The following is a 19,459-nucleotide window of genomic DNA, read 5'->3' as shown; positions in this document are numbered from 1 at the left end:
AGGCATGTTCGACGTGGTTATCAAAAACGGGCGCTTTTTCGACGGGACGGGTACGGCCTCACGCATTTGCAATCTGGGTATTCGCGACGGCGTGGTGGCTGAAATATCGGATCGCCCATTGCCTGAGTCAGGCGCGCGGGTGATCGATGCCAGCGCGTGCTGGGTTACTCCCGGCTTTGTCGACACGCACACCCACTATGACGCCGAGTTGATCATTGCACCGGCTTTGTCTGAGTCGGTTCGCCACGGCGTGACCACGGTACTGGTCGGCAGCTGTTCGCTGAGCATGGTGTGCTCTGAGGCTGAAGATGCTTCCGATATCTTTACCCGCGTTGAAACGGTGCCTCGCGAGAAGGTGTTGCCGATTCTGCAGCAGCACAAGACCTGGAGCCGCCCCTCCGAATGGGTTCGGTTTGTCGAGCAGCAACCACTTGGGCCCAATATCATCAGCTTCCTTGGTCACAGTGACCTGCGGGTTTCGGTGATGGGCCTGCATCGCTCGACTGACCGCGCCATTCGCCCGACCGAAGCGGAGCTGCAGCAGATGGAAGGGTTACTGGAAGAGGCGCTCGATGAAGGCTTCCTCGGGATGTCGAGCATGTGCCTGAAGTGGGACAAGATTGATGGTGACCGCGAGTGGTCAAAAAGCCTGCCAAGTACCTATGCCCGCTGGAGTGAGATGCGCCGCCTGAACCGGCAGCTGCGGCAGCGCGGTCGCGTGCACCAGGGGGCGCCGAACGCGGCCAATCCGCTACAGATTTTCCAGTATCTGGGGGAGGCGGTGGGGCTGTTGCGCAAGCCACTGAAAACCACCCTGATTTCGATGCTTGATCTCAAGGGCAACAAGACCGTCGCGCCAATGGCCAAGTTGGCCGCCCGAGTGACCAATATGCTGGGTGGCGACTTTCGTTGGCAGGTGTTGCCAACGCCATTCGCGATCTATGCCGATGGTATCGACCATGTGGTGTTTGAGGAGTTTGGCGCTGGCGAGATGGCGCGCAACCTGAAAACGGAAGTCGAGCAGAATGCGCTGTTTCAGGATGAGGCATACCGCCGCAAATTTCGCAGGTTCTATGCCGAGAAGTTCTCGCCTCGGGTCTGGCAACGTGATTTTGGCGACGCCATCATTCTCGAGTGCCCGGAGCAAGGTTACGTGGGCCGTGACTTTGCCGATATCGCGAACGAGAAGGGCGTGCACGTAGTCGACCTGTTCCTTGATCTGATGGTCGCATACGGCCGCAAATTGCGCTGGTTTACCGTGATCGGCAACCACCGCGTCGACAAACTGCGCAGCATGGTCAGCAATCCCGATACCCTGATCACCTTTTCGGACGCCGGTGCGCACATCCGCAATATGGCGTTCTACAACCTGCCGCTGCGCTTTCTGCAGCTGATCAAAGAGTCGATTGACCAAGGCGAGCCGGCCATGACCATGGAGCGTGCGGTGCACCGTCTGACGGGGGAGCAAGCCCGGTGGCTGGGCGTTGACGCCGGTACGCTGCGGGTGGGGGATCGTGCCGATGTGGTTGTCATCGATCCGGCAAAGCTCGATCAGCCGCTGGATGCCCAGTGTTGGGCTGAGATGGAAGGCTTCAACATGGAACGTATGGTCAACCGCAATCCCGGCATCGTTCCAACCGTATTGATTAACGGCAAGGTTGCCGTGGAAGAGGGGGAGCCGGTTGCGGCGCTGGGCAGGACGCAGGGTTATGGCAAATTCCTGCGCGCGGGTGAATGCAGCAATGGCTGATGCGCAGCCCGGCCCGGTTATGCCGGGGCCGGGCAGTCGCTGATCAATGATCAGGCCGGGTTTGCTGCAGGTAGTCGCTTGCCAGCATGCTCAGTGTTCGCACGCCGGTGACCAGCGCCGCATCGTCAACTATGAATCCGGGTGAATGGTTGGGCGCGGCCTTGCCCATCTGTGCCATGGGCGTGACGCCGAGGAAAACGAATAGACCGGGTGCTTCATTGGCGTAGAACGAGAAGTCTTCCGAGCCGGTGACCATGGGCGATACCACCACGCGGTCATTGGCCGCCCGGCGCAGGGTCGGCACCATGCGCTCGGTCAGTTCAGGGTTGTTGGTGGTGGTCAGATAGCTGTCGATGATCTTGACCTCGGCCTGTGCGCCGGCCGACTCTGCGATGCCCTTGGCGGTGCGTTCGATGCGCTCGTTCACCTGCTGTTGCACCTCATCACCGAAGGTGCGTACGGTGCCGGTCATGACCACTTCTTCCGGAATGATGTTGTGGCGGGTGCCACCATTGATGGTGCCGATGGTCACGACCGCCGGGGCGGGCATGATGTTGGTCTGGCGGCTAACGACGGTCTGCAGTCCGTTGATGATCTGCGCACTGGTGACAATAGGGTCAACGCCATCCCAGGGCTGCGCGCCATGGGTCTGCTTGCCATGAACACGAATGTGCAGATCACCGGAGCTGGCCATAACCGGGCCGCTGCGGTAGCCGATCAGGCCGGTTGGCATGGAGGCAGTCACATGGAGGCCGAATACCGCTGCAACCTCGGGGTTTTTCATCACCCCTGCCTCGACCATCTGACGGGCGCCGAAATGGCGTTCGCCGTCATACGCATAGTCGCTCGGGCCTTCCTCTGCCGGCTGGAAGATAAACTTCACGCTGCCGGGCAGATCCTCTTTGACGCCGGCCAGTACCTCGGCGGTTGCCATCAGGATAGCGACGTGGGCGTCATGACCACAGGCGTGCATGACTGGACGCTCTTCGCCGAGATACTGCTGGCGTACAGTGGAGGCGAATGGTAGCCCGGTTGCCTCCAGCACGGGTAAGGCATCCATGTCAGCACGCAGGGCCACTACCGGGCCCGGCTTGCCACCTTTGAGTAATCCAACAACGCCGGTGGTGCCTACTCCGGTCTGCACCTCCATGCCCAGCTGACGCAGATGTTCGGCGATCAGCGCAGCAGTGCGCTGCTCCTGGTTGCCCAGCTCCGGATGCTGGTGGATGTCATGACGCCAGGCGACCGCCTTTGGCTGGATGGCCTCGGCACTGCGTGCGAGGCGTTCATCAAGTGAGTCGTCAGCGGCGTTGGAGGCTAGGGCCAGTGGTAGCAGCAGGGTGGGAAGCAGGGCGTGACGGCGCATGGGGGTGTCCTTTTGTTTTGGTCGTTTTTGAGGTCAGGCGGGCTCGCAGACGGCTCGGTGAGCAGCCGAACCAGAAGCGAAACTGGCGATAGAACTGGCTGGTCTGGCGGTAGCCCAATAACAGTGCCAGGGTGTCGTCGGCATGATCGGAGCGCAGATACTCCAGGCAAAGCTGCTGGCGTACGTCGGCAAGGAGGTCGCTGAACGGCTGCTGTTCGGCGGTCAGCCGCCGCTGCAGGGTCCGCGGCGCGACTGCCAGCAGGCTGGCGCAGCGTGAAAGCCGCGTCTCGCCGCGTGGTAACAGGGCCGCGAGCAGTAACCGCACGGATTCGCTCCAGCAATGATGGACGCTGCTGCGAATCAACTGGCGCTCCCTGCGCGCCAGGCGGACGATGTTGGGCTTCCTGGTAGTTAGTGCGCGAGCGAGCTCCAGCGCCGGGAACCGGAGCTCCACTCGCCGCGTGCCGGGCAGCGCTACTACCGGTATTCGCAGCCAGCGCCGGCCCGCGTCCAGTGCATCGGCAGAAAGTCCGGCAATGCCTGCACTGGCCTGTTGCAGGCCAAGCCCCTGGCAGGTGCGCATTACCGCGTAAAGCGCAGCCAGCAATTGCTGCTCCGTAGCGTTGGCAGCAGGGTTTGGGGTGACCACGATGCTGGCCTGGGCTGCGTTTTGCTCAAGAATCAGGCTGGCCAGATCACTGTTCTGAGGAAAGTAGCGTTTACTCAGGTTGATCGCATCGCGCAGGGTTCGGGCGTTCCCCAGGTAGGTGGTCGCGAGAAATGCTTCGGTGTAGTCCAGATGGCTAAACGCGCGCACCAGCAGCCAGGATTCCTGCTGCTCCTCTGCCAGTTCAGTTACCAACTGACGGATGGCTGCCAGCGGTATCCGGCCGGCCTGCGAGGCAGCGTCCAGTTGATTGCGTAGCAGCGCGGCATCCAGCTCCTGGGCGGGCACGCAGGAACGCAGGCCTTTGATGACCTTTTCAAGGTGCTTTCTTGAAGCTGTTGGCACTGCTTGTAGCATGACTGAGGCAAAAACCAGAACGGCTTAGGAAGAGTAAGTGTCGCCAGCGCAGCCCGAGCCAACAAGTGCGGATTGCGCCATTCTATCAATGCTTGGCCCAGCTCATTGCTGGCGCCAAAGGCGAGGGGCTGTTTATCCGCCCGGCGATGCATGAGTCAACCATCACCGGGCACTCGATGCCCGGTGATGGCTTTTATCGTTCCGGGGCGTGGGAGCGCTGGTAGTCAGGAAAGACCGCCTTGCGAATAATGGCATGTACCCCGAGGTTGCCGTCCACCACCTGAGTGATACCAAAGTCCACCGCCACCGAGATTAGTGAAATGGCCTCGTCTTCCGTCAGTTGATGCTCGGTCATCAGGTAGTTGCGGGTCTTGCGGAAGGCGTCGCGCATGGCGGCCTCCAGCGACGAGCTTTTATACACCTGGGTCTGCGCGCTGGGGCCGAGTTCGGATTGGTAATCGGCAAAGCTCATGCCCTGCAGCACCCACTCGTCATCGGTTTCCAGAAACGGGTGGCTGAGGCTGCCGAGGAACTTGCCTGCCAAGTCGCGCTGTTTGTGCAGCACTAACTGAAAGACGCCGGTCAGTGAGCATTCGATGGCGGTGCCGCACAGCTCCGAGTCCCCTTGCGAGGCATGCGGGTCACCAACCGAGAACAGCGCGCCCGCCACCGAGACTGGCAGAAACAGGCGTGCACCTTTGCCTGCGCGCCAGTTGTCCATGTTGCCGCCAAAGTAGCTGGGCGGAATGGAGTCGACCATGCCGGATTCTCGTGGGGCGACCGCCATCACGCCAAAGTGCGGGCGCACCGGGATGCGGGCCTTTTCCAGTACCCCGAACTGCTTGTCGATGGTGTTGTGATCAACGGGTACGCCGGGGTAGTCGATGGTTGGGTGAACCACACCGAACGGGTCGGTCTGCGGCGTCCAGCGAAAGCTGTAGACCGCCTTGGCGTGGGGCGGCTGGGTGTGCTGGTGCACTTCATAGACGGTAACCACCTCGCGCTTGCGTGGTTCGGTCAGCAGGTCGTCATACTGAAATCCCCACCAGGCAGCGGCGTTGCTGCCGAAGTGGCGGCCTTCGTGGGCTGGATGGCAGCTCGGGCGCGGCAGGATATCGAGAATCCGCACTTCCAGTACATCGCCGGGTTCGGCGTCGTGAACGTAGACCGGGCCGGTGCAGATATGCACGCCAAAGCCCTCGCCGCAGCCGCGGCCGAAAATGCTGGCGTCGGCCGGGCCAGCGCCGCGGCGGTCGACGTTTTTCTTGTCGCGGGTCCAGTGAAAGACACTTTCAGCGCCGGGGTCGCCAGCGACCATCCGCTCGCAATCGTCGGTGGCGTGTTGTGACAGGGTTTCGATGGTAACGATGTCGCCGGAGCGCACGCTCAGTGCGGGTTTCAGGTCGCGGCTGAAATAGCCCCAATGTACCGTCTTGTCTGAAGCGGGCAGATAATACTGGCTGGTTCCGGCATGGCGGGTTTCGTCGGCCGGCAACGGGTGACGCTTGGGCGCAAGTCGCAATGACTGGGCGTAGCGTGCATGCTCGTCTAGCACGTCGAGAAATGAGCGGCGGTGTTTCTGCAGATCATCCTCGGCGGGTTGCTGCGCGGTGACCGACGAGCGCACGGCCGGGGCAGTCTGTGGTCGTCCACGCTGCAGCTGCGCCTGCAGGTCACTGGGCGGTGCGGCGCGGTAGGCTTTGGGTGACATGCCAACGTACTGGGAAAAGCTGCGGCTGAAATTGGCCGCGTCGTTGAAGCCCCAGCGAAAGCAGAGCTGCGCGATGCTGAACTGGGCCAGCGCCGGATTGGCGAGGTCCAGACAGCAGTGCTGGATGCGGCGGCCCTTGAGGTACTCACTGAAGGTCGTGCCGCTGTTCTTGAACAGCTTCTGCACGTAACGGGCGGACAGTCCTTCCTGCTCCGCGAGTTGTTCAATATTCAGCTCTGGGTCTTCCAGGCGAGCGTCGATGGTACGACAGACCCGACGCAGATGGGCGAGTTGCACGTCGGTGGTTTCGTCACTGCCGTTACCCTGCGGTTGCGACAGACTGGCTACCAGCAAGTCGCCGAGGGTGGCTTCCAGCGCCGGCAGCTCGGCGCCGTCGAGGTGCTGGAGTTGTTCGGCCAGCGATTCGAGCAGGCGCAGGCACACGGCACCCATGCCGCGGCTTGCGCTGATGCGGTTGTCGGCCAGTGCGCTGTTGCGCACCAGTCGCAGGAGAAAACTGGCGGACTCGAGTCGGACCAGCATGGCGCGAAAATCGGTCTGCAGCACCAGCTGCCAGTGTTGGCTCGGGTCCAGCAGGATAATGTCTCCCGGGGCCAGCGCGAGCGGATGATCGCTGGCCAACAGGTGTGCGCTGCCGCTCAGCAGGGCAACGACCAGCACGCTGTTGCGGCCGTGGCTGGCGGGCAGGGGGGTGAAGCTTTGTGGTGCAGCGTTCATGTGAACGAACACCGAATTGTGCGCCGTGGCGCATAGCGCAGCGTGATCACTGCTGTCGCGCCTGGCCGGAGCGGCGGACCTGCTGGCCAGCCCGATCTGGGTGAGAATGTCATTCCAGACGGGCTGGCGCAGTGCTTCAGGTACGTTGTTGGCGGAGAAACGTTTCAGCTCGGTCACGCGGGTGTCCGTCGCAGGTTGAGTGTCTTTCCACGGAGCAAGTCCTGTGCCATAGGTTCAGCTCCGACGAGCGGGGAACATCGACTTTTTCAGCACGGCGTGCACGCCCCAGTTACCGTCCACCACCTGGGTAATGCCGAAGTCGACCGCAACCGACATCAGTGAAATGGCTTCGTCCTCGCCCAGATTCTGGGTGGTCATCAGGAAGTGGCGCATCTTGTGGAAGGCATCGCGCATGGCCAGATCGACCGAGGACTTGCTGTAGATATCGTTCTGCGCGTTGGGACCCAGTTCGGCCAGGTAGTTGGCGTAGCTGAAGCCGTGCAGAACCCAGTCGTCCTGAGTTTCCAGCAGCGGATAGTTCAGTTCGGCCAGTGCGGTTCCGGGCAGGTCGGCCTTCTTATGCAGAATGAACTGGAAGGTGCCGGTCAGCGAACATTCGATGGCCGTGCCGCACATTTCCGAGTCGCCCTGCGAGGCGTGAGGGTCGCCGACCGAGAAGTTGGCACCTTCCACCGCCACTGGGAAGTAGATCTTCGCGCCCTTGCCGATGCGCCAGTTATCGATGTTGCCGCCGGTGTGATTCGGCGGGATCGAGCTGACCATGTCGACTTCGGCCGGTGCCACGCCGATGGTGCCGAAGTGCGGACGGATCGGAATACGGATGTCGCGCAGGATGTTTTCGTTGTGAGAAACGGTCGCGTGATTGACCGGAATGCCCGGGTAGTCGATGGTCGGATGCACCACGCCGAACGGGTCGGTCTGCGGCGTCCAGCGGAAGTTGTACACCGCCTGCGCCCAGTTGCGTTCACCGGTGGCATCGACTTCGTAGATGGTGACGACTTCGCGCTTCTTCGGCTCGCTGAGCAGATCGCCGTACTGGAAGCCCCAGTTGGCAGCAGCGTTACTACCGAAGGTTTTTCCCTTGAAATTAGGGTTGCCGCTGGGGCGTGGCACCACGTCAGCGATGCGCACCTCGAGAATATCACCGGGTTGCGCGCCCTTGATGCGCACCGGGCCGGTACAGATATGCACGCCCGCGCCGCCGCCGGCGCCTATCGGCGCGTCCATCGAACCTGCGCCACGGCGGTCGACGCCTTTGCGATTGCTATCCCAGAAGAACACCGCTTCGGCACCCGGATCGCCCTTGACCATGCGCTCGGCGTCGTCGTTAGCGTGGTGGGTAAGGGTTTCCATGGTGACGTAGTCACCGGATTCGATTTCCAGCACCGGCTTGGCGACTTTACTGAAGTAACCCCAGAGCACGGTGTCCGGGGTGGCTGGAATGTAATAGTGACGTGGGCCCGGTGCATCCGGGTCGCTGCCGGCGACGCCGCTTGCAGCATGTGCCATCGGCGTCATGCCAATGCCCACGGCGCCCAGCCCGATGGCTCCGCCGCCAACCAGCGTATTGCGCAGAAAGGAGCGGCGTGCGGTGTCGAACTCTTCCAGCACGTCCTTGCGGTTGTCTTCGGTGATGCCGTGGGTACAGCCCGGTGTGCAGATGTGATCGCTCATGTTGATTCCCCATGTCAGGTTTCGACCGCTCTGGCGTGCGGTTTGTATCCGGATTATGTGGCGACACGGAAAACCACTCTTGTCAGCAGGCGCACTAATCCTTGTCGAGCCGGCGGGGTGTGGGGGATTCGCCTTGGTTGTTCGCGCAGGGGAAACCAGTAAAATGCGCCGTTCGCATTTTTCCTGTCTGCTCCTGGAGTTGCTGCATGTCCAACCTGTTAACCCCGCCGGCGCGTCTGGCGCCGCTGTGTCTGGCCTGTCTGTTGGGTTCGCCCGCGTGTGCGTTGGCACAAGATGTTGCCGAACTGGACGCCGTTACGGTAACCGGTGAGAGCTTTGATGCGGTTGCCAGGGCGCGTGATGCTTTGAGCGAGGTGCCGGGCGGCACCAACGTGGTCGACATGCAGCAGGTCGAGCAGGGGCGGGTGGCCGGTGTGGCCGATGTGCTGGCCTATCAGCCGGGTGTGTACGCGCAGTCGCCGGGTAACGAGGGCGTGAAGATCAGCATCCGTGGTTCCGGCATCAACCGTGGGCCGGGTGCACATGCCTCCGGTAACCATATTCTGCTTGATGGCCTGCCGCTGACCGGCTCGGGCGGTACGCCCTATGAGCTGCTGGAGCCGTTGTGGCTCAATCGTGTTGAAGTGCTGCGCGGGGCTAACGGGTTTGACCGTGGCGCATTGGCACTGGGCGGCGCGGTGGATTACATCACCCGTAGTGGTTTCGACGCGCCGCGTCTGCAGCTGCGGCTGGAGGCGGGCAGTGATGGCTACCTCAAACGGCACCTTGCGTCCGGTCAGGTCATCGGTGAGCTGGATTATTACGTCGGTATCACCGACTTGCACTACGACGGTCAGCAGGATCACGCCGCCGGCAGTGGCAAGGGTGTGGTCGCCAATGTTGGTCTGCAACTGACACCGGATCTGGAGACCCGTTTCTACCTGCGTTACCGCGAGACTGAACACCAGACGCCGGGCCGCCTCACCCAGTCGCAGATTGACGACGACCCGACCCAGGCCAATGCAGGCAATATTGCTCGCGATGCCAAACGTGAGCAGCCGGGCAGCACCTGGCTGGCCAACAAGACCACGCTGCGCCTGGACGACGTCAGCACGCTGGAAATGGGGCTGGTCTATCACCATTACCCGATGGATCTGATGGAGAGCCCATATCGCATCCGGGTGGATTACAGCGATATCAGCGCCACGCTCAATTACAAGCGTGAGCACCAGCTTTTTGGCCTGAACGCCAATACGACTGTCGGCTGGCGCACCACCACCAATTTGCCGAGTAGCGATGCGAAGGAGACGGCCTATCAGCCGCTTAACGCCAATGGCACCGTCTACCCGGTCGGCACTTTGATGCGCGAGTACACGCACCAGGGCTCGGACAACGTACTGCACGTCAGCAATGAACTGGAGCTGGCTCCCAGGTTGTGGCTGACCAGCGGCCTGGCGCTGATCTACACCCAGCGTGAGGTCGAGGTCACCTGGCCCGACACCAATGAGAAACTCAACGAAGACACCTGGGACTACGCGCCGCGGCTGGGCCTGCGTTACCAGCTGGAGTCCGGCACCGAGGTGTATGGCAATCTGTCTCGTTCGGTTGAGCCGCCGCACCCGTGGTCGATGATTTGGGGGTCGCCGACGCGCTTCCCGGTCAGCAATCAGCCCTGGAGCAATCGCCAAAGCACTCCGGTCAGTCTGGATAACCAGACTGCAACGACCTTCGAACTGGGCGCGCGCGGGGACTCTGCGGTCGGTTTGTGGGATCTGGCCTGGTACTACTCGCGGGTCAATCACGAGCTGCTGACCATCGAGATTGAGCCGAATATCTTTGCCGAATCCAACGCCAGCGCCACCGTGCATCAAGGCATCGAAGCCGGGCTCACCAGTACCCTCTGGCAGGGGGAGGAATTGGGCACAGTGGCACTGCGTCAGGCCTATACCTTCAGTGATTTCCACTACCGTGACGACGACGCCTTCGGCAGCAATGCGTTGCCGGGGCTGCCGCGTCACTACTATCAGGGCGAGCTGCGCTATCAGCATCCGGTCGGCGTTTATGTAGGCCTGAATACCCAGTACGCATCCAAGGTGCCGGTGGATTACGCCAACTCCTGGAATGCCGACTCGTACACCACCTTTGGTGCGATTGTTGGTTATGACGCGCCTAAGCAGGATTGGCAGGCCTGGCTGGAGCTGCGCAACCTCACCGACGAGCACTACGCCGCAACCGTTACTCCCGGGTACAACGATAACGGCTCGGAAGCCGCGCGCTTGACGCCCGGTGAAGGTTTCGGGGTATACACGGGCTTGTCCTGGAGCTGGCTGTAAGACCAGGCGTAACCAGTTGACCGCTCATCCAATCGACTGGAACCTGAGGGTGGGTCTGCTTGACTGAATTAGTAGGTACATACTGATTCAGTCAGGAGGCACGCTATGTCATTTGATCAACAGCACCCGGGCGAAAACAACCTGCCGCATTCGCCGCTACCCGAGCTTGAGCCGCCCCACAGTCGGTGGGAGGGGCCGCTTGAAGGTGAAGAGCTTAACGAACTGGATGCGGGTGAGGTCTGCCGCAGGCTGCATGAGGACGATTGAGCACGAACTGCGAAATCGTAGTTAGACAGTCAGAGTGGCAGCTCCTGCGAGCGTGCTGAGTGGCACCGGTTTACTCAGGTAGTAGCCTTGCACCATGTCGCAGCCCAAAGCGCGCAGTGTTTCCAGCTGCGCGGCGGTTTCGACCCCCTCGGCCACGACCTGCAAATCAAGCTTGTGGGCCAGCAGGGTAATGGCTTCGACGATGGCAAGATCGTTGCCGTCGTCGGGCAGCCCCGACACGAAGGTGCGGTCCACCTTCAGTACGTGCAATGGCAGACGCTTCAGGTAGGCCAGTGAGCAGTAACCCGTGCCAAAGTCGTCAATCGCTACGGTAACGCCGAGTTCCCGCAGCGATTCCAGGGTCGCGCGCGACGATTCCAAGTCGCTTATTAGCATCTGTTCGGTGATTTCCAGCTCAAGTTGCTCTGCTGGCAGCCCGGTGTCGCGCAACACGCCTGCCACCTGCTCGGCAAGCCGCTGGGAGGAGAACTGGCGTGCCGACAAGTTGACCGCCACCCTTGGCGCATGACCGTGCTCTGCTGCGAGAATGCGCATGTCCTGGCAGGCCTGGCGCAGTACCCAGAGCCCAACGTCATCAATCAACCCGGTTTCTTCCAGCAGCGGGATAAAGTCGTTCGGTGCTACCAGGCCACGCTCGCTGTGGTTCCAGCGCAGCAACGCTTCAACGCCGCAGACTTTACCGCTGCGCAGGCTCGCCTGGGGCTGGTAGTGAAGGACGAACTCCTTGCGCTCCAATGCACGGTGCAGCTCGGACTCCAGCGCCAGTAGCCGATGCTGGCGCTCATTCATGGCCGGGGCATAGAAACGGAACGAGCGCCCACCGATGGCCTTGCTCTGGTACATGGCCGAGTCGGCGTTGCGCAGCAGGGTTTCGACGCTATCGCCATCATCCGGGTAAACGGCCACGCCGGCGCTGAAGCTGACAAAGATATCCTGGCCGGCGATGCGCACCGGCTGTTCGAAGGCGCGTTTGACCTTGTCGAGAATGCCCGGAATGGTGTCGGCATCTGTCAGGTCGCTGGCAACAATCACAAATTCGTCGCCACCGTAGCGGGCGAGAATATCGTTGGGTCGAATATGTCGACCGAGGCGCACGCTGATTTGCTGCAGCAATTGGTCACCGATACTGTGGCCCAGGCCGTCGTTGACGCGCTTGAAATTATCCATGTCGAGAAAGATGACCGCTGTCAGGTGTTTAAGCTGCCGCGCGCGGTTCATCTCGGTCTGCAATTGCTCGGCCAGTAATACCCGGTTGGCCAGTCCGGTCAGCAGGTCGTGGGTCGCCTGGTGCTGAAGTTGGGCCTCGAACTGCTTGCGTTCGCTGATGTTGCGGGCAATGGTTGAGTAATAGGCGATACGTCCGCTCTGATCGCGGTGCGCCATGACCACCTGGTGCAGATAAATATGCTGTCCTGAGGCATCCTCCAGCATCGACTCACGCTCCCAGACGCCGTGCTTTTCTGCCTGAGCAAGAGCCCCCTGAATCAATTGCTGGGCTGCGTTGAGGGCATTTTCCGCTCTTGCCTTTCCGGGCTCGTCGTCAGTCAGGTTGAGGGCGGTAGCGAGCAGGGTGTGGCCTGCCTTGTTAAGGTAGATTACCTTGCCTTTGGCGTCTGCAATGGCAACTACATCGGTGGTAGCTTCAAGAATCGCGTTCAACCGGGTACGGTCTTCGTCGGCCTGGACACGGTCGGTGATATCTCGGCCGGTGGATACAAAGTGGGTAATCTGACCATCCTGGTTGACCAGCGGGGTAATGACTTTTTCCTCGAAGAACGTCTCGCCGCTCTGCTTGCGATTGATCAGGGTGCCGCGATAGACCTGCTTGCTCAGCACGGTTTGCCAGAGTTCGGCGTAGGTGGATGGGTCCTGGTCCTGCGATTTGAGCAGGGCAGGGGTTTGCCCCTGGGTACTGGCTGGCCCATAGCCAGTTAGTTGCTCGAAGGCCGGGTTAACGTACTCAAACTCACCCTCGCGATTGGTGATGAAAATGCTGTCTGCGGCCTGCTCAACCGCCTGGGACAGCTTGCGCAGCACCTCCTGTGCCAGTCGATGCCGCTTCTGCAGCGCCTGATCGGCGATTGCCCGTTCAACGGCTGGCGTTAGCCGGGTGAGGTCATGCTTGACGATGAAGTCCTGTGCCCCGCCCTTGATTGCCGCCACGGCGGCCTTTTCGCCCAGCGTGCCGGAGACGAAGACAAAAGGAACATCCGGATCAAGCTCCCGGACGACGCGCAGCGCGCTCGCACCGTCAAATAGAGGCATGGTGTGGTCGGACAGCACCACATCCCAACCGCCGTCGGCTATGCGCTGGCGCAGATCCTTCTCCGTTTCCACGCGATCCCAGCTGATCTCACAACCCTGGGTTTCCAGGTGATTGACGATCAGCAGTGCGTCATCTTCGTTGTCCTCAAGCATGAGGACCTTCCAGCTGTTACCAGATGCGTCCCTGGCCATAATGGTGCTCCAGTCAGGTGTCGATCGCTGGTTGGTTCAAACCGAGCCAGTAGCGGCCCAGCTGTTGTGCGACCGTGACGAATTCATCAAAGTCTACCGGTTTGCGTATGTAGCTATTGGCGCCGGACTGGTATGCCTGCAAGCGGTCACTCTGTTCCAGAGATGAGGTCAATACAACCACGGGAACCAGTCGTGTGCTGTCGTTGGCGCGCAACTGGCGCAGAACTTCGAGTCCACTGAGTTTGGGCAAGTTAAGGTCGAGCAGTATCAGCGCCGGTATCTGTCGATGTTTGTTGTGTTGCTCTCCGTAAAGCTGCTGCAGTGCTTGTTCTCCGTCTTCAGCGATCATTACCGGGGTATTGATGCGGTTGCTCTTGAGTGCATGCAGCATCAGGGCGATGTCGTCAGGATTGTCTTCGACCAGCAGTATCGGGCTTTCCATCATTGCTCGCTCTCAAGAGGTTTGAACTGCAGGTAAAAGGTGGCCCCCTGTCCGACACTGGATTCAGCCCAGACACGGCCGCCCAGCTTATTCATTACGCGTGAGATCGATGCCAGGCCAATACCTGTGCCGGGAAAATCCCGTGCGCTGTGTAGTCGCTGAAAAGGAATGAACAGTTTGTCAGCATAGCTCATGTCAAAGCCGACTCCATTATCACGCACGAAGACGACGTCGCCGTCTTCACTCCCGACCCGCCCAACCTCAATCCGGGGATGTTCGGTGCTACCAGTGAACTTGAAAGCGTTCCCCAGCAGGTTCTCCATTGCAACGCCAAGGAGTGCGGGGTCTGCGAGCACTTTGATGCCGGGTTCGATGTGTACTTCAATCTCGCGCTCTGGTTGACTCTCACGGAGGCGCTCGATTGCGCCGGTCGCAACGCGGCTCAGGTTGACACTGGCCAGTTTGACGTCGGCTCGAGTCACACGGGCAAGCATGAGCAAATCGTCAATCAGCGTGCTCATGTTCTGAGCGGCCTTGCGGATCCGGCTGAAGTAATCGGCTTCCTGATCGTCGAGTTTGCCTTCGAGGCTGGTTTGCAAAATCTTGCTGAAACCGTCGATGGCCCGAAGTGGGGCTCTGAGGTCGTGGGAAACCGAATAGCTGAATGCTTCAAGCTCTCCATTGACTGCCTGCAGTTCCGTGTTTTGTCGGGCCAGTCCGTCGTTGAGTTGACGAATCTTGCGCTCGGTCGCACGGCGCTCGGTCGCGTCTCGAATGGCGCAGAAGACCAGCGGGCCGTTTGGGGTCTGGATCGGGCTCAGGCTGATCTCGACCGGTAGTCTACTGCCGTCCTTACGCTGGGCGCTGAGGCTTAGCCCCATGCCCATCGGTCGCGCTTTAGCGTCCTGCACATAGCCTTGACGGTGGTGGACGTGGCGGTCTGCTACTTCGGTTGGAATGAGTACCTCCACTTTCTGGCCGATCAACTCCTGCTGGCTGTAATCGAACATCACCATCGCCTGCTCGTTCATCAGCGTGATAGTGCCCTCGGTGTCGGTCATGAGGATGGCGTCCGGCGCCGCTTCGATCATTGCCCGGAACTTGGATTCGCTGCTGGCCAGGCTGGACTCGCTGGCGCGGCGCTGGGCAATGGAGCGGGCAAGCATGAGTGAAAGCAGGGCAAACAGCAGAATGACCAATCCCGCAGCCTGCCAGAGCGTTCGTCTGGCAGGCTGGTTGCTGCCATAGAGCTGGTCGTAGGTCAGCTGGGAGACCAGATACAGGCGCCCCAGTGATTGGCTGAGGGGAATGTCGTTGCGTGGATCGAAGTCGACGCTGGCGAACCGATAGACGGCATTGTTCGTTGTGGCGCTGCCGTCATTGTCTTCCCGAATCATCTGACTCCACAGCGATACGTGTTGCTGTGACAGATTGGCGTTGCTGCGCTCCGGTAGCATGAAGCCCCACGTTTGCTCAGGGCTATCGGCCTTAAGCCAGTAGCCATTGGCGTTGACCAGCCAGAGGGCGGCACCATTGGGTTTGTCCATTGCGGCAAGTGCATCGAGCAGATACTGACCCCGGTAGTTGATCACCAGCAGACCACGAGTTCGGCCGTCTGCGCCGGCAACCGGAGTCGCGACGCGGATGGTTGGTTGAAAAGGGCGCTCGATCTCTCCGTGTTCTACGTTCAGGTCGAATGGCGACAGATAGACGCTGCCGACGGGCTGTTGCAGCCCTAACTGAACATAGTAACGGTGGCTTTTGTCCTGCAGTTTTGCCGGCGGCAGTACCTGAGGTTGGCTGCCGACCAGCTCGACGCGAACCTGTTCGTAGCCGTGCTCATCGAGCAGGCGAATTTGATAGTACTGAGGATGGAAGCGCTGAAAAGCATCAAAAGTGGCTGCTGACTGCGCATCGGACTCAAGCAGAGCAAGCTGTCTGGCAAGGTAGAGAATATCAGCCTGGATGCTTTCCAGTCGGTCACTGAGCAGCATCCGGGCGGACATTACCTGCGCTTGCTGCTCTATCGCCGCGCTGTCTTGAAGGCTCTGCCGCTGGTTATAGAGCAGGCCAACCGTTACGACGACGGCCAGCAGTGTCAGCGGTAACCAGATGAGCAAGAAGTACCGCAGCGTGTCTCTACTCTGTGCCGAGCGGGTTTGCATTGTGTGATCATCCATGGTGCACGTGGGAACAGAGATCCTGACTTCTTGGCAGTATAGGCAATGCCCCTGATTGTGTTGCTCAATCTCGCGTCAGTTCGGCTCTGAATAACATTTCCAGCCGCAGGCTAAGGGCCCAGCGTGGCTTGAAGTCCGCCTCGCGTGGGAAATGCAGCTCGGGGACCAGGTCCCAAAACAGGTACTGGCGATGGATGTCGCGGCGATAGTTGGCCTGCAGGTAGTAGTCATTGACCCTGGGACTGGACGCGCTGCCGCCGACCATGACTGCGGCGTAGCGAATGGCACTTCGTTTGCCCAGTACCTTGTTGAGTTGCGCGCTCTGCGAAAATTCCAGCTTGTCGTAATCCTCCTGCCATTGCAGCTGGCTGACAAAACGCAGGTGGCGTGTACTGTCCAGTGGCCGACCGACGTCCCAACGGGAGCGCGCAGAATAACCGTCATGTTCGAACCAGGAGGCGCGGTTGTAGCTGGATAGTTGCCACGGACTGTCGCCCAGCTGCCAGAGCCGCTCGGCGCTGTAGCGCAGGTACGGATTGACCGGCCAGTGCAGTTTTACGCCGGCACCGAGCCGGGTCTGCCAGCCCTCGCGCTTGTCGCGGCTGCCGATTCGACTCAGCCCTGCCACTGTGCTACCCAGATCATTGGTGTCATTGCGCAGCCGTTCGGCACCTTGTTCTTCCAGGGTGCCACGGCTTTCTTCAGGGTCGCTCTCAATAATCAGCCGCAGACGTTCTTCAGTGGTGGGGACATCCAGTTTGAAGCGGATGCCCTGATCAATCTCCAGTCCATCGGACTCGCGCCAGTCAACATCGGTGCTCAGACGAAGGTAAGATTCATTATCGATGGTGTGGCTGTCGATGGTGCCGAAAAAGCCGTCGATATTGCGGGCGGTGTTGTCGACCCAACGGGTAACGCGGTCGTGAATAGGGGTAATAGTGTCGATGGCCCAGGGCGCCAGGTCGGAGTCGTCTGCTTCGTCTGCGCTGGTGGCGCTGGCAGTTAACAGCAACATCAATGCAAGGATACATCTGCTCATGCTGTTTTCTCCTTTCTCCATGGCTGAGTATAGCTATTGTGACGGATGGCAGCGATGCGCCAAGGGTGTAGACTGCGAGCCTGTAGGGCGCTGTATTCAACGGCGATCCGTTGGGGAGGCGTCATGCTGGAGACTGTGCAGGCTTTGATGGTAGTGCTGGTGTCGCTTTGGGCGATCCCGGCGCTGTGGTTCCATCGTCCGCGTCGTCTGTGGTTGCGTTATCTGCCGCTGAGTTGCTGGCTGCTGGTTATGACCGTGGTGCTTAGTCTGAACTCCCGTGGTGAGTCGCTCGATGCATTCCTGTGCTTCCTCGCCGCCTTTGGGCCTGTGCTGCTCTGGTGGCGTGGCGTCCTGCCTCGGGGCGACTGCGACTGGGCTGATGACATGGCCTACACCACCACGGGGACAGTGGACGGCGATACCCTGCGGCTGCAGCGGGTGCGCTGTTTTAACTGGCGTAGTGCCGAGGATTACGACATCCGCTGGCAGAGCCGCGAGTACGCGCTTTCGACGCTGCAATCGGTAGATATGCTGCTGTCGTTCTGGGGCCATCGCTCAATTGCCCATATGCTGGTTTCCTTCGGTTTTGCCGATGGTCGGTATTCGACCTGGTCGGTTGAGATTCGCCGCGCCCGTGGCGGAGACTATTCGGCGATTGCCGGGTTCTTCAAGCATTTCGAACTCAATATCGTGGCCAGTGAAGAACAGGACATCATCAAGGTGCGCACCAACTACCGGGATGAGGACATGTATCTTTATCGAACCCGATTGACGCCAGCCGCAGGCCGGGCGCTGCTGCTGGGCTACGTTGAGGTAGCCAACCGGCTGGCGGTGTCGCCGCGCTTCTATCACACGCTACACGCCAACTGTACCAACGTGGTGTTCCGTCTGATGCAGCGTATTCGGCCTGATTTGCGCTCGGATATTCGTTTGCTGCTCAGTGGCTACCTGGATGCCTATGTGTATCGCGAGGAGGGGCTGCAGCCGGGCTATTCGTTGGCGGAGCTTCGGCGCCGAGGCCGGATAACCGAGCGGGCGAGGGCAGTGGCGCCGGACGACGACTTTTCCGCCTGCATCCGCAAGGGGGTGCCGGGCTGTGAGGATGAACACCAGGCAGGACGCCAATATCAAGTTGCTGGCGTAACGGCGCCGTTTTGAGGAAAGGAACACGCATGAAAGTAGGTCTGTTGCAGTGTGATGACGTGAACGAGAGCCTGCTGCCCGCGCACGGTAACTATCCGGAGATGTTCGAACTGGCGTTGCGCAAGCGTCTGCCGCAGATGGACTACCGTATCTATCCTGCGCACAAGAGCGAGTTGCCCGGCGATCCTCATGAGTGCGATGTGTACCTGATTACCGGCAGTAAGCACGGTGTCTACGAGGAGCAGGAGTGGATCCGCGAGCTTGAGCGCTTCATTACTCAGCTGTGGGATCTGCGCAAGCCGCTGATTGGTGTTTGCTTTGGTCATCAGGTCATGGCGACAGCCATGGGCGGGCAGGTTGAAAAATCCGACCGTGGCTGGGGTGTAGGCGTGTCGTTCAACCAGATTCTTGAGCCCAAGCCTTGGATGCAGCCGGTTCAGGATAAGCTGGACCTGATTGTCAGTCATCAGGATCAAGTGGTCGAGCTGCCGCCGCAGGCGCAGGTAGTCGCCAGCAGCGATTTTTGCCCGAACTATCTGCTGCAGTACGGCAGCCACTTCCTCAGTGTGCAGGGGCACCCCGAGTTCGAGAAGGGCTACTCCGAAGCGCTGATGGATATGCGCAGCCTGACTATTCCTCCTGCCAGAGTGCGCGCTGGCAAAGTTTCATTGCATGCAGACCTCGACAGCGACTTGATGTTTGACTGGATTATCAACTTCCTGCGGCAAGCCCAGGGCTGATCCGGCTTTTGCCTGACGCGCGGCATCGGCGTATGCTGCGCGGGTTGACGTCTGCGCGGGAGCGCCGGCGTTTCAGCTTATACACCAACGGTGCCGCCATGATTTTTATCTCCAATCAGGTTCAGCTCGGCGACTGGGAAGTCGAAATGACGGCCGTGCGCGCGCAAGGCGCGGGTGGCCAGAACGTCAACAAGGTTTCCAGCGCGATCCACCTGCGCTTTGATATCAACACCTCCAGCCTGCCGCTGTTCTACAAGGAACGTCTGCTGGCGCTGCGCGATTCACGCATCACCAGTGATGGCGTGATTATCATCAAGGCGCAGCAGTTCCGTACCCAGGAAATGAACCGCGAGGATGCCATCAACCGGCTGCGTGAGATGATTCTGGCTGCGGGAGTGGTACAGAAGAAGCGCCGCCCGACCCGTCCGACCCGCAGTTCGCAGGTCAAACGGGTAGACGGTAAGGTCAAGCGGGGGCAGACCAAGCAACTGCGTGGCAAGGTCGATATCTAGGGCCGTTTGCCCGAGCAGCCGCAGCTCGGGCAAACGGTCAG

General features: G+C 60.4%; 14 protein-coding genes. 6 read left to right on the top strand and 8 right to left on the bottom strand.

What is annotated here, in order from left to right; genetic code table 11:
* Positions 1-4: 4 nt before the first annotated feature.
* Positions 5-1,750 carry an N-acyl-D-amino-acid deacylase family protein gene (locus tag ACKPCU_RS12890; RefSeq protein WP_321347239.1) on the top strand — a complete coding sequence of 582 codons (1,746 nt, stop codon included), beginning with the start codon at positions 5-7 and terminating at the stop codon, positions 1,748-1,750.
* A gap of 43 nt (positions 1,751-1,793) precedes the next feature.
* On the opposite strand, the gene ACKPCU_RS12885 is transcribed toward ACKPCU_RS12890, so the two are convergent.
* The 4 genes from ACKPCU_RS12885 to ACKPCU_RS12870 all read right to left on the bottom strand — a co-directional run bounded on the left by ACKPCU_RS12885 (position 1,794) and on the right by ACKPCU_RS12870 (position 8,284).
* Positions 1,794-3,116, bottom strand: a complete 1,323-nt coding sequence (locus tag ACKPCU_RS12885; RefSeq protein ID WP_321347236.1) for an amidohydrolase — start codon at positions 3,114-3,116, stop codon at positions 1,794-1,796.
* Entirely contained in the window at positions 3,052-4,128 is a 1,077-nt protein-coding gene (locus ACKPCU_RS12880) for a helix-turn-helix transcriptional regulator (RefSeq protein WP_321347234.1), read from the bottom strand. The genes ACKPCU_RS12885 and ACKPCU_RS12880 overlap by 65 nt, the downstream gene beginning before the upstream one ends.
* A 205-nt stretch (positions 4,129-4,333) precedes the next feature.
* A complete protein-coding gene (locus ACKPCU_RS12875) occupies positions 4,334-6,766 on the bottom strand; it encodes an acetamidase/formamidase family protein (RefSeq protein ID WP_321347232.1) in 2,433 nt (810 codons plus the stop codon).
* Between the two features lie 57 nt (positions 6,767-6,823).
* Positions 6,824-8,284 (bottom strand): acetamidase/formamidase family protein, encoded by a 1,461-nt coding sequence (locus ACKPCU_RS12870; protein ID WP_321347231.1) that lies wholly within the window; start codon positions 8,282-8,284, stop codon positions 6,824-6,826.
* Between the two features lie 206 nt (positions 8,285-8,490).
* On the opposite strand from ACKPCU_RS12870, the gene ACKPCU_RS12865 reads away from it, so the two are divergent.
* Positions 8,491-10,617, top strand: a complete 2,127-nt coding sequence (locus tag ACKPCU_RS12865; RefSeq protein ID WP_321347229.1) for a TonB-dependent receptor family protein — start codon at positions 8,491-8,493, stop codon at positions 10,615-10,617.
* A 105-nt stretch (positions 10,618-10,722) separates the two neighbouring features.
* A complete protein-coding gene (locus tag ACKPCU_RS12860) occupies positions 10,723-10,884 on the top strand; it encodes a hypothetical protein (RefSeq protein ID WP_170063054.1) in 162 nt (53 codons plus the stop codon).
* Between the two features lie 21 nt (positions 10,885-10,905).
* On the opposite strand, the gene ACKPCU_RS12855 is transcribed toward ACKPCU_RS12860, so the two are convergent.
* The 4 genes from ACKPCU_RS12855 to ACKPCU_RS12840 form a co-directional block, all read right to left on the bottom strand.
* Complete coding sequence (locus tag ACKPCU_RS12855; RefSeq protein WP_321347227.1) at positions 10,906-13,362, bottom strand: EAL domain-containing protein; 2,457 nt, start codon at positions 13,360-13,362, stop codon at positions 10,906-10,908.
* A gap of 13 nt (positions 13,363-13,375) precedes the next feature.
* Positions 13,376-13,807, bottom strand: a complete 432-nt coding sequence (locus ACKPCU_RS12850; protein ID WP_321347226.1) for a response regulator — start codon at positions 13,805-13,807, stop codon at positions 13,376-13,378.
* Positions 13,804-15,969, bottom strand: a complete 2,166-nt coding sequence (locus tag ACKPCU_RS12845; RefSeq protein ID WP_321347224.1) for a sensor histidine kinase — start codon at positions 15,967-15,969, stop codon at positions 13,804-13,806. The genes ACKPCU_RS12850 and ACKPCU_RS12845 overlap by 4 nt, the downstream gene beginning before the upstream one ends.
* Positions 15,970-16,048: 79 nt before the next feature.
* Complete coding sequence (locus tag ACKPCU_RS12840) at positions 16,049-17,023, bottom strand: hypothetical protein (RefSeq protein ID WP_104738407.1); 975 nt, start codon at positions 17,021-17,023, stop codon at positions 16,049-16,051.
* Between the two features lie 123 nt (positions 17,024-17,146).
* On the opposite strand from ACKPCU_RS12840, the gene ACKPCU_RS12835 reads away from it, so the two are divergent.
* The 3 genes from ACKPCU_RS12835 to arfB all read left to right on the top strand — a co-directional run bounded on the left by ACKPCU_RS12835 (position 17,147) and on the right by arfB (position 19,418).
* The gene (locus tag ACKPCU_RS12835; RefSeq protein WP_170063052.1) at positions 17,147-18,181 is read left to right on the top strand and encodes an Lnb N-terminal periplasmic domain-containing protein; all 1,035 of its coding nucleotides are present in this window, start codon (positions 17,147-17,149) and stop codon (positions 18,179-18,181) included.
* Positions 18,182-18,195: 14 nt separating this feature from the next.
* Positions 18,196-18,906: a type 1 glutamine amidotransferase gene (locus ACKPCU_RS12830; protein WP_104738405.1), complete on the top strand. Its 711-nt coding sequence runs from the start codon at positions 18,196-18,198 to the stop codon at positions 18,904-18,906.
* A 98-nt stretch (positions 18,907-19,004) separates the two neighbouring features.
* Positions 19,005-19,418 carry an alternative ribosome rescue aminoacyl-tRNA hydrolase ArfB gene (gene arfB, locus ACKPCU_RS12825; protein WP_104738434.1) on the top strand — a complete coding sequence of 138 codons (414 nt, stop codon included), beginning with the start codon at positions 19,005-19,007 and terminating at the stop codon, positions 19,416-19,418.
* Positions 19,419-19,459: the final 41 nt, after the last annotated feature.

This window comes from Halopseudomonas oceani (assembly GCF_963677335.1).
GTDB lineage: Bacteria > Pseudomonadota > Gammaproteobacteria > Pseudomonadales > Pseudomonadaceae > Halopseudomonas > Halopseudomonas oceani.
This window is presented reverse-complemented; position numbering and strand designations above follow the sequence as displayed.

Coding starts and splice junctions, on each gene's coding strand:
- ACKPCU_RS12890 (WP_321347239.1), top strand. CDS start 5: ATGTTCGACGTGGTTATCAAAAACGGGCGCTTTTTCGACGGGACGGGT.
- ACKPCU_RS12885 (WP_321347236.1), bottom strand. CDS start 3,116: ATGCGCCGTCACGCCCTGCTTCCCACCCTGCTGCTACCACTGGCCCTA.
- ACKPCU_RS12870 (WP_321347231.1), bottom strand. CDS start 8,284: ATGAGCGATCACATCTGCACACCGGGCTGTACCCACGGCATCACCGAA.
- ACKPCU_RS12865 (WP_321347229.1), top strand. CDS start 8,491: ATGTCCAACCTGTTAACCCCGCCGGCGCGTCTGGCGCCGCTGTGTCTG.
- ACKPCU_RS12860 (WP_170063054.1), top strand. CDS start 10,723: ATGTCATTTGATCAACAGCACCCGGGCGAAAACAACCTGCCGCATTCG.
- ACKPCU_RS12855 (WP_321347227.1), bottom strand. CDS start 13,362: ATGGCCAGGGACGCATCTGGTAACAGCTGGAAGGTCCTCATGCTTGAG.
- ACKPCU_RS12850 (WP_321347226.1), bottom strand. CDS start 13,807: ATGATGGAAAGCCCGATACTGCTGGTCGAAGACAATCCTGACGACATC.
- ACKPCU_RS12845 (WP_321347224.1), bottom strand. CDS start 15,969: ATGCAAACCCGCTCGGCACAGAGTAGAGACACGCTGCGGTACTTCTTG.
- ACKPCU_RS12840 (WP_104738407.1), bottom strand. CDS start 17,023: ATGAGCAGATGTATCCTTGCATTGATGTTGCTGTTAACTGCCAGCGCC.
- ACKPCU_RS12835 (WP_170063052.1), top strand. CDS start 17,147: ATGCTGGAGACTGTGCAGGCTTTGATGGTAGTGCTGGTGTCGCTTTGG.
- ACKPCU_RS12830 (WP_104738405.1), top strand. CDS start 18,196: ATGAAAGTAGGTCTGTTGCAGTGTGATGACGTGAACGAGAGCCTGCTG.
- arfB (WP_104738434.1), top strand. CDS start 19,005: ATGATTTTTATCTCCAATCAGGTTCAGCTCGGCGACTGGGAAGTCGAA.